15 protein-coding genes are annotated in these 14,457 nt (G+C 73.0%); 4 read left to right on the top strand and 11 right to left on the bottom strand.

Annotation, left to right across the window (positions count from 1 at the left end; all coding sequences use genetic code 11):
• Positions 1-121 precede the first annotated feature (121 nt).
• Both KR546_RS02710 and KR546_RS02705 read right to left on the bottom strand, forming a co-directional pair.
• The gene (locus KR546_RS02710) at positions 122-1,075 is read right to left on the bottom strand and encodes a TIGR03557 family F420-dependent LLM class oxidoreductase (RefSeq protein ID WP_238443165.1); all 954 of its coding nucleotides are present in this window, start codon (positions 1,073-1,075) and stop codon (positions 122-124) included.
• A gap of 110 nt (positions 1,076-1,185) precedes the next feature.
• Positions 1,186-1,731 (bottom strand): hemerythrin domain-containing protein, encoded by a 546-nt coding sequence (locus KR546_RS02705; RefSeq protein WP_238443164.1) that lies wholly within the window; start codon positions 1,729-1,731, stop codon positions 1,186-1,188.
• Between the two features lie 259 nt (positions 1,732-1,990).
• On the opposite strand from KR546_RS02705, the gene KR546_RS02700 reads away from it, so the two are divergent.
• The gene (locus tag KR546_RS02700; RefSeq protein WP_238443163.1) at positions 1,991-2,704 is read left to right on the top strand and encodes a GAF and ANTAR domain-containing protein; all 714 of its coding nucleotides are present in this window, start codon (positions 1,991-1,993) and stop codon (positions 2,702-2,704) included.
• A 199-nt stretch (positions 2,705-2,903) separates the two neighbouring features.
• On the top strand, positions 2,904-4,157 hold the full coding sequence (locus KR546_RS02695; protein ID WP_238443162.1) for a DUF2254 family protein: 1,254 nt from the start codon (positions 2,904-2,906) through the stop codon (positions 4,155-4,157).
• A gap of 30 nt (positions 4,158-4,187) precedes the next feature.
• Here the strand turns inward: KR546_RS02695 and KR546_RS02690 are convergent, their stop codons facing one another.
• Genes KR546_RS02690 through KR546_RS02655 form a run of 8 tightly spaced genes read right to left on the bottom strand, consistent with a single transcriptional unit; the run spans position 4,188 to position 12,378 of the window.
• Complete coding sequence (locus tag KR546_RS02690; RefSeq protein WP_238443161.1) at positions 4,188-5,591, bottom strand: NADH-quinone oxidoreductase subunit N; 1,404 nt, start codon at positions 5,589-5,591, stop codon at positions 4,188-4,190.
• Positions 5,592-5,607: 16 nt separating this feature from the next.
• Positions 5,608-7,092, bottom strand: a complete 1,485-nt coding sequence (locus KR546_RS02685) for a complex I subunit 4 family protein (RefSeq protein ID WP_238443160.1) — start codon at positions 7,090-7,092, stop codon at positions 5,608-5,610.
• 2 nt (positions 7,093-7,094) lie between these two features.
• A complete protein-coding gene (locus KR546_RS02680) occupies positions 7,095-9,041 on the bottom strand; it encodes an NADH-quinone oxidoreductase subunit 5 family protein (protein ID WP_238443159.1) in 1,947 nt (648 codons plus the stop codon).
• A complete protein-coding gene (locus KR546_RS02675) occupies positions 9,038-9,343 on the bottom strand; it encodes an NADH-quinone oxidoreductase subunit NuoK (RefSeq protein WP_238443158.1) in 306 nt (101 codons plus the stop codon). Before KR546_RS02675 ends, KR546_RS02680 begins: the two co-directional genes overlap by 4 nt.
• Positions 9,340-9,999, bottom strand: coding sequence for an NADH-quinone oxidoreductase subunit J (locus KR546_RS02670; RefSeq protein ID WP_238443157.1), 660 nt, complete (start codon positions 9,997-9,999; stop codon positions 9,340-9,342). The genes KR546_RS02675 and KR546_RS02670 overlap by 4 nt, the downstream gene beginning before the upstream one ends.
• The gene (locus KR546_RS02665) at positions 9,996-10,937 is read right to left on the bottom strand and encodes a complex I subunit 1 family protein (RefSeq protein ID WP_238443156.1); all 942 of its coding nucleotides are present in this window, start codon (positions 10,935-10,937) and stop codon (positions 9,996-9,998) included. The genes KR546_RS02670 and KR546_RS02665 overlap by 4 nt, the downstream gene beginning before the upstream one ends.
• Entirely contained in the window at positions 10,934-12,019 is a 1,086-nt protein-coding gene (locus tag KR546_RS02660) for a hypothetical protein (protein WP_238443155.1), read from the bottom strand. Before KR546_RS02660 ends, KR546_RS02665 begins: the two co-directional genes overlap by 4 nt.
• Entirely contained in the window at positions 12,010-12,378 is a 369-nt protein-coding gene (locus KR546_RS02655) for an NADH-quinone oxidoreductase subunit A (RefSeq protein ID WP_238443154.1), read from the bottom strand. The genes KR546_RS02660 and KR546_RS02655 overlap by 10 nt, the downstream gene beginning before the upstream one ends.
• A 185-nt stretch (positions 12,379-12,563) precedes the next feature.
• Between KR546_RS02655 and KR546_RS02650 the strand changes: the two genes are divergently transcribed.
• Both KR546_RS02650 and KR546_RS02645 read left to right on the top strand, forming a co-directional pair.
• Positions 12,564-12,980, top strand: coding sequence for a hypothetical protein (locus tag KR546_RS02650; protein ID WP_238443153.1), 417 nt, complete (start codon positions 12,564-12,566; stop codon positions 12,978-12,980).
• Positions 12,981-13,068: 88 nt separating this feature from the next.
• The gene (locus KR546_RS02645; RefSeq protein WP_238443152.1) at positions 13,069-13,287 is read left to right on the top strand and encodes a hypothetical protein; all 219 of its coding nucleotides are present in this window, start codon (positions 13,069-13,071) and stop codon (positions 13,285-13,287) included.
• Between the two features lie 43 nt (positions 13,288-13,330).
• Here the strand turns inward: KR546_RS02645 and KR546_RS02640 are convergent, their stop codons facing one another.
• Positions 13,331-14,380, bottom strand: coding sequence for an SDR family oxidoreductase (locus tag KR546_RS02640; protein WP_238443151.1), 1,050 nt, complete (start codon positions 14,378-14,380; stop codon positions 13,331-13,333).
• Between the last annotated feature and the right edge of the window lie 77 nt (positions 14,381-14,457).

Raw genomic sequence — 14,457 nt, 5'->3', positions numbered from 1 at the left:
AAGTCAATGCACTAATTGCGAAAGACGTCAGAAGTGCGCCAACCAGTCATGGAATGTTGGAGGTGTGTGCGGCCACCGGACATGAGGCATGGACGGTCGGGCCCGGGCGGCGATCCGCCCGTCAGGGCAGGTGGGGGCGGACCTCCTCGCCCCACCAGCGCTGGAACTCCTCGGTCCGCTGCGGGCCGACCTGGACCACCGCCACGTTGTCGTGGCCGGACTCGACCGCCCGGGTGATCGTGTCGATGACGGGTGCGGGGTCGTCGCCGGTCAGCACCAGGTCCTGGACCATGTCGTCGTCCACCAGGTCGGCGACCGCGTCGAACCCGGGGATGTTGGGCAGCTCGGCCATCACCTTCCAGCCCGGGGCCGAGAACGCGAAGTTGTGCGCGTGGTCCAGGGCGACGTCGTGGTCGGGGTCCCACGCCATCGGCACCTGGGTCCAGACCGTGCCGTCCGGGCGGACGTCCCGGAACTGCTCGACCACGTCGGGGTCGGGCCCGTCGGTGATCAGCTCGTCGCCGTGCTCGCGCAGGATCTCGAGCGCTGCCGGGCCGGAGCCGGCCACCCCGATGCGTGGCAGTTCGTCGGGCAGCGTGTGCAGGCGCGCGTCCTCGACGGTGAGGTGCTCGCCACGGAAGGTGGTCCACTCCCCCGTCCACAGGGCCCGGATGATCTGGATGGCCTCGGCCAGCATCTCGTGGCGGACGTCGACCGGGGGCCAGCCACGCCCGACGACGTGCTCGGACAGGTTCTCACCGGCGCCCAGCCCGAGCGTGAAGCGGCCGTCGCTGATCAGGGCGACCGTGGCGGCGGCCTGGGCGATGAGCGCCGGGTGGTAGCGCACGGTCGGACAGGTCACCAGGGTGACGAGGTCGATCGACTCGGTGGCGGCGGCGACCGCGCCCAGCGCGCTCCAGGCGAACGGGCTGTCGGTGTGCCGGCTCAGCCACGGGTGGAAGTGGTCCGACATCCCGAGGAAGTCGAAGCCGCCCTCCTCGGCGGCGCGGGCCTGGTCGAGCATCGCCCGGGGGCCGTTGAGTTCCGAGAAGAGGGTGAAGCCGTAGCGGGCCATCGACGTCGTCCGTTGGTCGCGGGAGGTGGGTCGCCCCGAGGGTCTCGTCCCCCGGTGGCCCGGCGACCCTGTCCGGGCGGCCGGGTCGGCACCCGCATCGGCCCGCGGGGTCAGCGTCCCAGCGCGTCGCGGACGGCGTCGCGGGCCCGGTCGAACACGCCGGCCACCGGCCCGATCGCCGCCGTCGCCACGGGGTCGTTGGGCGTGTTGGGATGGGGTCGCGTCGGCGCCACGGACTCGAGCCGCTCGAAGTGCGTCGCCATGGCGACCAGCTCGTCGTGGTCGAACTGTTCCTCCAGCCGCGGGAACTCCTTCTCCTCCTCGTGGGTGGCGTGGTTCTCGACCGCCGTGTGCAGCTTGCGGAAGGCGGCCAGGAACTCGTCGCTCTCGGGGTCCATGGACTCCATGTCGGCCATCAGTTCCTCGGCCTCCTGCTCCTCGCCGATGACCGAGTCGGCGACCTGGTCTCCGTGGGCAGCCTCCCGGGTCCTGGGGTGGACGATGGCCTGTTCGGCCGCCTCGTGGCGCGCCAGTTCGGACACGATCTCGCGGAACAGCTCCCGGCGCTCGGCCGCAGCCGTCTGCTCCAGGCGTCCGAACAGGTCGCGCACGGTGTCGTGGTCCTTGCGCAGGTGGTCGATGATGGTCTCGGCCATGGGGTCCTCCAGGGGCAGCTCGGTCTCGGACGCGCGGGGCTGACGGCCCAGCGCTGGGTCGGGTGTGCCCCACGATCCCCCGGCGCAAACGAGGGGTGGTGGTTGGTCGGGTCCGTCCACCCGTGATGTAGGGTGAAGATGGAGCACGATCCAGGGTTCGCTGGGTGGTGATCCGACAGCCACGAGCGGCTGTCCGCGTTGATGACCGGACTTCGGACGTTCGCGTGGCCCGGCATGGGCCCGATCCGAAGGCCTGGCCATGGTCGACCCCGACGCACTTCGACGAGCATTCGACGACTACGCCGCGGCACTGCTCCTCCCGTACCGGATAGGGGACGTGCTCTATCGGCTCACCGACCAGGCTGTCGAGGTGCTCGGCGTCGATGGCGCCGGGGTATCGGTCGCCCAGGACGGTCAGGACCTGTCGTTCGTGGCCGCCACCGACGCCAGGGTCGCCACCGTCGAGGCCCAGCAGGAAGCCGGTGCCGAGGGGCCGTGCCACCAGGCCTACCGCACCGGCCGGGCCGTGGTCGTGTGTGACCTCGCCGACGAGACCCGCTGGCCCGACTATTGCACGACCGCGCTGGACCAGGGATGCCGCGCCGTGGCCGGGCTGCCCATGCCCACCCACGTGCGCCGCATCGGGGCGCTCAACCTCTACCAGCACCACCGCCACGACTGGACCCACGACGAACTCGCCACCGGCCAACTGCTGGCCAACATGGCCTCCGGCTACATCCTCAACCACCACGAACTGACGAAGACGCGCACCGTGGTGGACCAGCTGCAAGAGGCGTTGGACAGCCGGATCATCATCGAACAGGCCAAGGGCATCGTGGCTGCTCGCCGATGCATCACGACCAGCGAGGCGTTCCAGCGCCTGCGTCACCAGGCCCGGTCCACGAACACCCGCCTCCACGACCTGTGCCAGCAGGTCGTGGACACCGCCGCCCTCAGGTCCTCGTCACGTTGACGGCGTCCGTGCATGTTTGGCGCCTGCGCCGAGCGGGAATGACCGGTCGACCCCGTGACGTCGGACGCCGTGTCGCGCCTCGGGGCCCAAGGGGCACACCGGGTCGCACGCCGACACGTCGCCGAGGCTGCGGGAGGCACGACCAAGGTGGCGGGATCCCGTGGGAGAACCCCCTCCCGTCCGGTCGGAAGGTGCGAGGGTGGGCGGGACGAGCAGTCTCCGGATCGTGGCCGGGACCGGTGCGGGCGTGCTCGCGGGGGTCGCGCTGGCGTGGGCGAGCAACCGGTGGCTGGCATGGTCCCCGCCCCAGCCGTTCACCCTCGGACCGTCGACGGCGCAGGCGCTGCTGGTGGGTGTCCTCGGGGCGTTGTTCACGCTGGCGGCCTTCGCCTTCTGGATGCGCACCATCGCGGTGAACCTCGTCGCCGGGACGGTCCCGCCCGGCGTCCTCGCCGCCTACCTCGGGGACCGGTTCCAGGCGAACCTGCTGGTGGCGACCGCGTCGGCCGTCGCCTTCGTCTCGACCATCCTGGTCGGCCTGCCGGACGGGTCCGGCGAGGACGTCCAGCTCGCCGGGGTGATCGCCAGCGTCCTGTTGGCGATCGCGTCCCTGGCCACCCTGCTCGTCGCCATGACCCGCAGCCTGGCCGCGGTCGACCCGTCCCGGGTCCTCCGCGCGATCTCGGCCCGTGCGACGGCGCACCTCGACCGGCCGGACGACCGCACCGATGACCCTGCCGCCGCTCCGGACCGCTCACCGGACCAGGTCCTGCTCTCCCCGGCCACGGGATGGGTCGGCGACGTCGACCCGGCCACCATCCTCGGTGTCCTGCCGCCCGGGGCCTGCGCAAGGATCGACGTGTCGGCCGGCGACTTCGTCATGGCGGGCACGCGGGTCGGCCTGCTCTGGGACGGGCACGGATCCGCGGCCTCGCCCGAGGAGGTCATCGGGCACCTGACGATCAGGGCCGACCGTTCGCGGGCCGACGACGTCGTCTTCGCGATCGACCAGATCGTCGACATCGGCAGTCGGGCCCTCCGGGCCCAGGCACGCGACATGACCCTGGCACGGGAGGCGATCGGCCACGTCGGGCTCATCATGTTCACGACCATGGAGCGCCGCGGCGCCGGACCGAACGCGGCACGCGACCAGTCGGGCACCCTCGTCGTGGCAGTCGACCACCTGGCGTGGCCGGACCTCCTGCGACGCGCGTTCGAACCCCTCCGGATCGACGGGGCCCGGTGGCCGGTGGTCGCGCGACAGCTCCTGTCGACCCTGGGCGCCATCCACGAGCGACGGGGCGCCCAGCAGGACGAACCCACGGCCCGGGAGCTGCGGCGGCTCGCCCACGCGACCGTCGACGAGTGCCGGGCCGGTGATGCGATCGAGGCCGACGTCCGGGACCTCGTCACCCATGCCCGCCGGCTCGGGTTGCTCGACGACGAGGCGTGAGCACCAGGGTCCGACGGCACGGCTGCGCAGTCAGCCGGCGAGCGGACCGCTGGCCACCTCGAGCACCGCGCCCGCCAGGAGCCCCAGGACCACGAGCAGGACGGTGGCGACGCCGACCGCGGTGCTCGACCACGGTCCGAGCCGGTGGACGTCGTGGGGGGACGGGCGCAACACCATCGCGGCCACCACGCGGAGGTAGTACGCCAGGGACACGACCGTGTTGACCACGGCAGCCACCACGAGCCAGGTGAGGCCGGCGTCGATGCCGGCGGTGAAGACGGCGAACTTGCCCGCGAACCCGGCCAGCGGAGGAATCCCCACGAGGGACAGCATGGCGACGATCAGCGCGACCGCAAGTCCGGGCTGGCGCCGTGCGACACCCGCGTAGTCGGCCAGCGAGGTCCGTCCCCGCAGGGCCGTGACGACGGCGAACGCGGCGATGTTCGCGACCGCGTAGACCACCAGGAACAGGAGCAGGGCGGGCAATGCCCGGTCGCTGGCCCCCACGGCGGCCACCGCGACCAGGGCGTAGCCGGCCTGGGACACGCTCGACCACCCCAGGAGGCGCCGCACGTCGTCCTGGCCGAGCGCGGCCAGGTTCCCGATCGTCATCGTCAGGACCGCGACCGTCGCCACCACGACGCGCCATCCAGAAGAATCGGGGGGCACGACCGCCAGGAGCCGGGCCAGCGCGACCAGGCCACCGATCTTCGGCACGACCGTCACGAAGGCGGCGGACGGCGCCGGCGCACCCTCGGCGACGTCGGGGACCCACGAGTGGGTCGGCACGGCACCCGCCTTGAAGGCCAGGCCCACGACGAGCATCGCGGTCGCGGGCACGAGCAGCCACGGGTCGACGCCGTCGAGCCTGCTGGCGAGGGCCGGGTACCACGTGCTCCCGGCAGCCGCGAAGGCCAGTGTCACGCCGACCAGCAGGACGAGGTTCGCCAGGCCGCCGACCAGGAAGTACTTCATCCCGGCCTCGACCGACCAGGCCGACCTGCGATGCCAGGCAGCCAGGACGTAGCCCGTGACCGAGGACAGCACGACACCGACGACCAGTTCGTTGAGGTCGGTCGCGGCGGCCATGACCATCGCGCCGAGCGCACCGAGCAGCAGCATCGGGTAGTACTCCCCGTGCCGAGCGTCCGGGGCGAGCCAGCGCGGGACCAGCGGCACCACGAGGGCCGTCGCCGCGAGGATCGCCAGGGAGGCGACATTGGTGACGGCGTCCAATGCCCACAGGCCGTCGAAGGCCAGGACTGGAACCCCACCGAGGAGCCCGACCTGCAGGCCCGCGGCCACGGCGATCGCCACCAGCGCCACCGGGGCGTTGAGCCACTGGCGATCGCGGGGCGCGAACATCGCCACCAGCAGCGTCGCTGCCGCACCGAGCAGCACCGCGATCTGGGGTGCCAGGTGCGACAACTGCATCGACATCGTCACCGGGTCAACCCCCGACCAGGATCGACGCGGCGGCGTTGGCGGTGTCGACCAGGAACCGCGGCGCGACCCCGATCAGGACGACCAGCGCAAGCAGTCCCGCCAGCGTCGTCCGCTCGACCGGGTCGAGGTCGGGCATGGTCGCCAGGTCCTCGGGCAGCTCACCCAGGAACAGCCGCTGCAGCAGCTGCAGGAACAGCGCCGCGGTGATCACGATCCCGAGCAGGCCGATCCCGGCCAGGACCGGCAGCACGGCGAAGGTGCCCACGAAGATCTGGAACTCGCCCACGAACCCGGCCAGGCCCGGCAGCCCGAGGCTGGCGAACGAAGCCAGGATCGTGGCGCCGGCGAGCAGGGGCACGGTGGCCAACAACCCTCCGTAGTGGTCCAGGTCGAAGTCGTGCGTGCGTCGCCAGATCGACCCCGTGAGCAGGAACAGTGCGCCGGTGATCAGCCCGTGGGCGACCATCTGCACCGTCGCGCCGGTCAATGCCAGGCCGCGCGCCGCCTCGTCGCCCGTGAGCACGGACCCGGCCGCGGCCACGCCCAGCACGACGTAGCCCATGTGGTTGACCGACGTGTAGGCGATGCGGCGCTTCAGGTCGCCCTGGCCGAGCGCGACAAGGGCCCCGTACAGGATGCTGATCACCGCCACGATGCCGACCACCACGGCCGCGTCGGCGAAGGTCTCGCGCATCATGGCGTACGGGATGCGGATCAACCCGAAGGTCCCCATCTTCAACAGCACGCCGGCGAGCACGGCCGACGCGGTGGCCGGGGCCTCGACGTGGGCGGCGGGCAGCCAGGTGTGGAACGGCACGACCGGGGTCTTGATCCCCAGTCCCACCAGGACGAGGACCAGCACGACCATGGCGTGGCCGGCCGCGGCCAGGGGCTGGGCGTCGATGATGGCACGCATGTCGAAGGTGATCGGGTCCATCGAGAGTCCCAGCGCGATGATCCCGACCAACAGCGACAACGAGCCGAGGAAGGTGTAGAGGAAGAACTTCAGGGCCGCCCGCTCGGCGTCGTCGTGACCCCAGCGGCTGACCAGGAAGTACATCCCGACGAGGCTGAGGTCGAAGAAGACGTAGAACAGGACCAGGTCGAGCGCGAAGAACAGGCCAAGGGACGCCGATTCCAGGAACAGGAACCACGCGACGTACTGGTGGGCGATCCCCCGCGTCTCGGCGGGGTGGGCGACGGCTGCCGTGAAGACCACGGCGGTGACCCCGGCCACCGCCAGCGCGATGCCGTCCACCCCGACGCGATACCCCACCCCCAGGGTCGGGATCCAGTCCACCTCGGTCACCAGCTGGAACAGCTCTGGCGACGAGCGGTCGAAGGCGGCCCAGGCGGCCACGACGAGCGCGAGCGGGACGATGGTCACGCCGACCCCGACGGCCCGGGCGACGCCGTCGGACCAGCGCCGGCCGAGGACGGCGACGGCGACCGCACCGAGCAGGGGCACGAGGATGGCGGTGGTGAGCATGGCTACCTCCCGAGGATCGCGGCGGCCAGCACCACCACGACCCCGACAGCGACGACGACGTACTGGTGGTGGACGAACCCGGTCTGCAGGCGGCGGACGTCCCGACCGCCCCGTTCGACGACGCGCGCCACGCCCGCGACGACGGCATCGACCGCCCGCTCCCCGTCCCGGCTGAAGACATCGGCCAGCCGGGACACGCCGCCGGCCATGGCGGCCACGACCCGGTCCACCGACCACTCGACCCGTCGGCCGAGCAGGTCCGAGACCCGCGTGGCGGTCCGGGCGACCCCACGAACGCCCGCGTCGACCACCCGGTCGTCGACCTGGGCCAGGGCATGCGCCAGTGCCAGGGTCGGGGTGACGACGACGTGTCGGGTGAGCGTCGGGAGGCCGAGCCAGTCGGCCAACGCCCGGGCCCGCCCGACGGCCGGGACATGGCCCAGTCGGCCGGACCGGTCCCGCGACCACACCACGTAGGCCCCCAGGGCGACCAGGGCGAGCGAGGTGGGCAACTCCCATGCGGCCGGCGTGGGCAGCTCGCCGTCCAGTCCCGCCACCACGGCCTCGTGGACGGAGGGCACCCACAGCACCGACAGTGCCACCGTCCCCATCCCGAGGGCCGCCATGGCCGCCACCTCGACTCCGGTCGGTCGGCGCAGGGGTGCCGGGCGCGGCGAGGGACCGTCGTGCCGCCGACCGCCGAAGGCCAGCAGGTGGTAGCGGGTCGCGTAGGCGGCCGACAGCCCCCCCGCCACGGCGACGGCCAGCCCGATCCACACGGCGTCGTGGGCGGCGGCGGCGAGCACCTCCTCCTTGGTCCAGGCGGCACCGAGCGGGGGGGACGCGGCCAGCGCCAGCGCCGCCACCGCGGCCAACCATGCCGTGGACCGCAGCTGGTTGCCAAGCCGCATCCGGGCCAGGTCGTGGGAGCCGACGGCCTCCCTGGCCACGCCGGCGGACAGGAACAGGTGGGCCTTGAGGAGGGCGTGGGCCGCCAGGTGCAGGAACGCGACGACCGGGTAGCCCGCCCCGACGGCGACGACCATCAACCCGTACTGGGCCGAGGTCGACGCCGCGAGCAACTTCTTGGCATGGCCCTGCAGGAGCGCGACGACCCCACCAGCCAGCGCCGTCACCAGGCCCACGGCGATGGCGACCGGACCGAACCAACCCACCGGCTCGAGGGCCGGTCCGAGACGGACCAACGCATAGGCACCGGCCGCGACCATCGTCGACGAGTGCAGCAGCGCCGACACGGCGGTGGGTCCGGCCATCGCCGAGAACAGCCACGGGGAGAAGGGCACCAGGGCCGACTTGCTGGCCGCGGCGAGCAGGATCCCGGCCGCGACGACACCGAGCGCGGCCCCGTCGAGCAGGCGGATCGCGTCGAAGGCCACCGTGCCGGTCGCCGCGAAGGTGGCGCCTGCCGCCAGCACGATCCCGAGCCCCCCGAACCGCGTGGCGTTGTAGGCATGGGCCGCCGCGGCCGGCGCGGAGGGATCCCGCCACCGGTGCCCGATCAATGCCCACGACGCGATCCCCACCAGTTCCCAGCCGACGACGAGCGTCACCAGGTCGTCGGCGACCACCAGCAGGAGCATGGCCCCGACGAACGCCACCAGCAGTCCGAGCAGCGAACCGAGGCCGTCGACGTCCTCGTGTGCGGCCGCCCAGGCCACGACCGCCGTGGCGACCCCCGACACGAGCAACGCCGCCCAGCCGGGGAGGCCGCCCGCCGCGACGTGCAGCGCCAGTCCGCCGCCCACGTCGTGGGACCCGGAGGACTCCACCACGACAGCGCCCCCGGCCAGGACCAGCGTGACGAACATGACCGCCACTCCCGTCGCGCCGACGACTCGTCGCCGGCGCCCCTCGGGGACCCGTCCACCGGTCGCGGCCATCGCCAGGCCAGCGACCATCGGCACGAGCGGGAGCGACCAGGCGATCATCGTCGCAGCTCCGCGATGCCCTCGGTGGTGTCGGCGCGACGGGCACGGGAGACCGCGACGACCAGCGCGAACCCGATCGCGGCCTCGACCGCCATCACCAGCATCGCCACGACCACGAGGACCTGGCCACGCGGCTCACCTCCCGACGTGAACCGCCACAGTGCGCCGGCGGCGAGCATGACCCCGTTGATGGCCAGTTCGAACCCCATCATGATCATCACGAACGACTGCTGGGACAGCACGCCCCAGGTCCCGATCCCGAGCAGGACGGCGGCGACCAGCAGCACGGTGACGACGGTCATGCGTCCCCCCCGTCGTCGTGGCCGTGTGCGCCGCCGCCGTGGCCATGGTCGTGGTCATGGCCGCCGCCGTCGCCGCCGACGTCGACGCCCGGCCGGGTGGTGTCGTCACCGGGCACGATCGCGGGCGGCACCGAGCCCACGTCGGCCGGGCCGAACCGGCCCGACGCGGCCGACAGCACGACGGCGCCCACCATGGTCGCCACCAACGTGACCCCGACGACCTGCATCACCAGCATCGAGCTGCCCATCAGCTCGTGCCCCAGTGCGCGGATGGTCCCGTCCGGGTCGACGATCGCGACGGTGTCCAGATCGGCGGCGAGGGCGACGGCGCCGAACCCCGCGGTCGACAACACACCCACGACGACGGCGACGCGGGGCTGGTGCACCATCTGCATGGGGTTGAGCCCGGCCGGGTTCATCATGAACGCGACCATGTAGATCGCCATGACGGTCATCTCCACGCCCATCATGAAGAACATCGCCACGCCGAGGTACTCCGCCAGCAGCAGGACCAGGATCGCGCCGACGTTCAGGAACGATGCCAGCAGGCTGAACGTGGCACGCACCATCGAGTCGGTGACGAACACGCGCCACCCGAACCAGGCGGCCGCGACGGCGAACACCCCGAACGCGATGTCGACCCAGGTCCCCGTCATGCCAGCGTCACCACCCCGGCGATCGCCAGGTGCAGGAACGACAGCGGCAGCAGCACCGTCCAGGCGACCCGCACGAACCGCTCGACGGGGACCCGGGCCGTTCGCTGGCCGATCCACACGAGCACCACGACGACTGCCAGCGACTTGACCGCGAGCCAGGCCCATCCGGGGAGCAACGGCCCCGCCGGACCCGCCAGGAACACCACCGCCGTCGCCACGGCGTAGGTGGTCAGCATGGCGCGCCGGGCGAATCCCCAGGCGAGCCGTGCGGGTCCGGAGACCTCGGCGGTCGTCCCACCGGCCAGCTCGCCGGCGTCGGCGACGTCCAGCGGGCCGTGCAGGCTCACTGCCAGTGCCACCACCAGGAACAGCGGCAGCCCGAGCGGCTGGCGCAGCACGTTCCAGGCCCCGTCCTCCTGGGACGCGACGATCCGGCCGAAGCTCATCGACTCGGCCGGCAACGCCGCGGCGATCAGCACGAATATCGACAGCAGCAGGAACGACAACCCGGCGGCCACGAACCGGTACCCAGCCACCAGGGGCAGGGGCGAGTTCGGCGCCCAGCCGTGCAGGAAGACCGCCACCATGGCCAGGACCTCGGCCGAGCCGAGCACCACGATGCCGGTGCGCACGTCCGCCACGGCCCAGACCGTCCCCAGCGGCAGCACGGTCAGGCCGAGCGCGGCCATCCCGACGTAGGCGGCGGGGGCGAGCACCCACAGGAGGGTGTCGGGACGCTCGGTCACCGGCTGCGGCCGGGCCAGCACCAGCGCTGCCCGGCGCCACGGACGTGACCAGGCCGAGCCGAGCGGCGAGCCGGCGACGTGTGCCGTCACCACGGACTCCGTGACCGCGACCGCCATCGCCCCGAGCGCCAGCACCGCGACCACGACGAGGGCCCCGACGACGGGGTGGGCGGCACCGGCGACCTCGATCATGCGGCGACCGCCGGCAGGGCCGTGGCGGCCGCGAGCTGGGGGCGGAGCGACGCCAGTGACAGCAACGCCGCACCCAGCTCCATGCCCAGCAGCTCGTGGGCGAGGGCGTCCAGATCGAGCGTCCCGGTGGGCGGCACCCGGTCCCCGGCCGCGGCCGCTGCTGCCCGGTCGAGCCACGCCCGCCATCGGGCGGTGATGTCACCGGCACGTCCGGACAGGTCGAGCCGCCCGACACCGTCGGTCGCGGTCCGCAGGCCCAGCGGCCGGTCGAGCCGCCGACGCAGGCCCGCGACGTCCCCCGGGGTGACCGGGCCCGTCGCCAGGCGGGCCACCCGGACGGCCATCCCGGCCAGCCCGACCAGTGCGAGCAGTTCGGCCAGCGCGACGAGCTCGGTGATCACCACGCTCGGGCGGTCCTCCCCGTCGGTGCCCATCGACCCCGGGGGCTCGTCGGCGGGCACCGGCTCGACCGCGACCTCCTCCACGACGTCGCCCTGCAGCCCGACGTCGACCACCAGGAGTGGCGGGAGACCGGCGAGGAAGGGCCCGAGCCGCAGCGCGAGTCGATCCAGGGCGAGGCCGTCCCTGCCCTCCACGGGTGGCATCGCCATGGGTCGGCCCCACGGCACGCCGCCCATCATCCCCTCGCCCCCCTGTCCGTGCGGGCCGACCCCCTGCCACGCGACCGGGTTGTCGTCCGGGCCGATCGACGGATCGTCGCGATCGCCGGCCAGCAGGTCGTGCTGCACCGCCACGAGCCCGTCGACCAGCCCGGTCCGCGGGACCGACACGGCATGCGGGATCCCGACCATCGTGCCCTCGACGCCCACCACGACGGTTGCCCGTGGTGCGCGCACCTGGTCGTGGGTGGCGTGCAGCGCGGTGCGCGCCGCCTCGGGCACGTGGCCGGCGACCACCAGCACGGTGGCGTGGCGCGGTGTCGCGACGACCTCGACCCGTCGATCGGCGCGCAACTGGGCGAGCACCGGGTCACCGCCGTGGCCCACCGCGACGTGGACCGGCACCGGCGCGGCGCCTGCCCACCGTGCGAGACGGCCCGGGACCGGACGGGTCACTGCCATGCCAGGCCGCCTTCGCGCCACAGGTACACGACCCCGAGTGACAGCAGGGCCAGGAAGACCGCCATCTCCACCAGTGCCTTCGTCCCGAGCTCGGCGAACACCACGGCCCAGGGGTACATGAACATCATCTCCATCTCGAAGGCGAGCAGGACGAGCGTCATCGGGTAGTAGCGCGCGTGGAAGCGATTCCAGGCATGCGTCTCGGGTTCGTGGCCCCCGAGCCACGGCAGCGTGGCCGACCACGCCACCGCGGTCGGATCCACCGGCCGGCGCCACAGGGCGACGCCAGCCACGGCGGTCGCGGCCACCACGGTGGCCGTGGCCACGGCCAGGAACGCGCCGAGCATGGACTGCGCCATCAGGTGGCCGGACGACGGGTCGGCAGCACGGACAGGTGTTTGGGTTCACACAGGCCCGGGAAGGACCGTTGCCCGGCGGCACGGCCCCGAGCCACCCGGCGCGACGAGCGATCCGGGTGGGCACCCCGCCCTCCGGGCGTTCGTGCGCGGCCGGTCGGGGACGACCAGCTCGTGGAGGAGTCGACATGGACGTCGTGGCCCGCGGCCTGATGGTGGCAGGACTGTTCGTCTATGCCGGCATCCACCTCCTGCAGGGCATCGTCCCGCCCGACTCGGCTCCGGCCTGGCTGCGCCTGGCGTTCGTGCTGAGCGCGTTGGCCGCCGTCGGGCTGGGCGTGGCCCTGGTGGCCCTGCCGCCACGCCGCAGCGGTCGCTGGATGGACCTCGCCGCCCTGCTCGCCCTGGCATCGGGGGTGGCGCTCGCGTTGTCCTTCACGACGGGGCTCGCGGGGGTGTCCGAGTCCGACCTGCGGCTGGCCACGCTGGGCGTGGTCATCGCGGAGCTCGTGATCCTGCACGCCTGGCTGGGCAACCGGCTGGTCGGCCGGGAGTTCGACGAGGTCGAGGACCCGGTCCCCGACCTCCGGACGCCGGGCGAGTGACCGGCGAGTCCCCCACCCGACCCGCCCGTCCGGCCGGGTCGTCTCGCACCACGCCGGGCCACCATGGCCAGCGACCAGGAGCAGCCCCGTGACCAACGATCGTGACCGCCGTCCGGACGACGAGGCCGAGGAGGATCCCCCCGTGACCCGGGACAAGCACGACCCCGCCGCCCGGCCCGACCAGCCGACACCGTCCGACAAGGCCACGCTGGCCGAACGCGACGACGGTGCCCACGCCGAATACGTGGACGCACCGTCGTCCCTGGCCGAGGCACGCGATCGGGACGACGAGGACGCCGGGGGCTGAGCCGACGTCGGCGCTCGGGTCCGTGCCCGCCCGCAACGGCTCGTCATGCCAGGACGCCGGACCGGTCCGCACGCGGCGAGCGCGCCGGTCGACCCGGCCGTGCCAAGCCCCATGCCGCGAGTGCCCCCGACACGGCGACCGCGAGTGACGCCAGGATCCCCGCCCGGTGGCGGTCGAGCGACCACTGGGCGCTGTGGTCACGCGACCGGTCACCGAAGGGCCCGGCGGTGCCTGCGTCCTCGTGGTCGTCCGCCGGCGCGAACAGGTTGTCGGCCCGGCCCGTGTCGTCGAGGTGGTCCGCCCGCTGGGCATCCACGCCCGTCCGCGCGAGGTAGGTGTCCATGGCGGCGGTGGACAGGCGACTGCCGAGGATGGTCTGCACCGTCGACGACCCGACCCAGGCCTCGCGACGACGGGTGCGCGCGACGTGGTGGATCGCGTCTGCCGCGACCTCGGGCCGGAAGATCGGTGGGACTGGCTGGGGATGGGCGTCGAGCTTGCTGCGTCCCCAGGTGAACTGGGGCGTGTCGAGTGCAGGCAACTGCACGATCCCGAGGTGGACCGCACTGCCGCTGCTGGCCAGCTCCGTGCGCACCGAGTCCAGCATCCCGTTGAGTGCGTGCTTGGACGCGCAGTAGGCCGATTGCAGGGGGATGCCCCTGGATCCGAGGGCCGAGCCGACCTGCACGATCGTCCCCTCGTCGCGCGGACGCATCCGGCGGAGGGCCGCCTGCAGGCCCCAGGCTGACCCGAGGAACGTGACCTCGACCACCCGTTGGAACTCCTCCGGCGACAGGTCCCAGAACCGGCCGTAGACCGTGACCATGGCGTTGTTGACCCACACGTCGATGTCACCGAACCGGTCCGTGACCTCGTCGGCGGCTGCCTCGACCGCCGCGGGGTCCGCGACGTCGGTGACCACGGGGTGGGCCTGCCCCCCGGCGTCGCGGACCTCGCGGGAGGCACCCTCCAGGCCGGCCCGTCCACGTGCGAGCAGGCCCACCCGGCACCCGTCGCGGGCGAAGCGGACGGCGACCGCACGCCCCACCCCTGCCGAGGCACCGGTCACGACGACGGTCTCGTGTTCGTGCATGGCATCTCTCCCTCTCGACCACCCGGGGGGTACCCCGCCCCGGACGCTCCGGAAACATCCACCGGGCGTCGACCAGG

It is taken from the genome of Salsipaludibacter albus, from assembly GCF_019798055.1.
Taxonomy (GTDB): Bacteria; Actinomycetota; Nitriliruptoria; order Nitriliruptorales; family Nitriliruptoraceae; genus Salsipaludibacter; species Salsipaludibacter albus.
Note: the sequence above shows the minus strand (reverse complement) of the source record. Positions and strands in the feature narration are given on the sequence as shown.

Excerpts from the sequence above, each read along its gene's own strand:
- KR546_RS02665 (WP_238443156.1), bottom strand. The coding sequence starts at position 10,937 with ATGATCGAGGTCGCCGGTGCCGCCCACCCCGTCGTCGGGGCCCTCGTC.
- KR546_RS02660 (WP_238443155.1), bottom strand. The coding sequence starts at position 12,019 with ATGGCAGTGACCCGTCCGGTCCCGGGCCGTCTCGCACGGTGGGCAGGC.
- KR546_RS02650 (WP_238443153.1), top strand. The coding sequence starts at position 12,564 with ATGGACGTCGTGGCCCGCGGCCTGATGGTGGCAGGACTGTTCGTCTAT.
- KR546_RS02680 (WP_238443159.1), bottom strand. The coding sequence starts at position 9,041 with ATGATCGCCTGGTCGCTCCCGCTCGTGCCGATGGTCGCTGGCCTGGCG.
- KR546_RS02640 (WP_238443151.1), bottom strand. The coding sequence starts at position 14,380 with ATGCACGAACACGAGACCGTCGTCGTGACCGGTGCCTCGGCAGGGGTG.
- KR546_RS02690 (WP_238443161.1), bottom strand. The coding sequence starts at position 5,591 with ATGCAGTTGTCGCACCTGGCACCCCAGATCGCGGTGCTGCTCGGTGCG.
- KR546_RS02675 (WP_238443158.1), bottom strand. The coding sequence starts at position 9,343 with ATGACCGTCGTCACCGTGCTGCTGGTCGCCGCCGTCCTGCTCGGGATC.
- KR546_RS02685 (WP_238443160.1), bottom strand. The coding sequence starts at position 7,092 with ATGCTCACCACCGCCATCCTCGTGCCCCTGCTCGGTGCGGTCGCCGTC.
- KR546_RS02670 (WP_238443157.1), bottom strand. The coding sequence starts at position 9,999 with ATGACGGGGACCTGGGTCGACATCGCGTTCGGGGTGTTCGCCGTCGCG.
- KR546_RS02705 (WP_238443164.1), bottom strand. The coding sequence starts at position 1,731 with ATGGCCGAGACCATCATCGACCACCTGCGCAAGGACCACGACACCGTG.
- KR546_RS02710 (WP_238443165.1), bottom strand. The coding sequence starts at position 1,075 with ATGGCCCGCTACGGCTTCACCCTCTTCTCGGAACTCAACGGCCCCCGG.
- KR546_RS02700 (WP_238443163.1), top strand. The coding sequence starts at position 1,991 with ATGGTCGACCCCGACGCACTTCGACGAGCATTCGACGACTACGCCGCG.
- KR546_RS02655 (WP_238443154.1), bottom strand. The coding sequence starts at position 12,378 with ATGGCGCAGTCCATGCTCGGCGCGTTCCTGGCCGTGGCCACGGCCACC.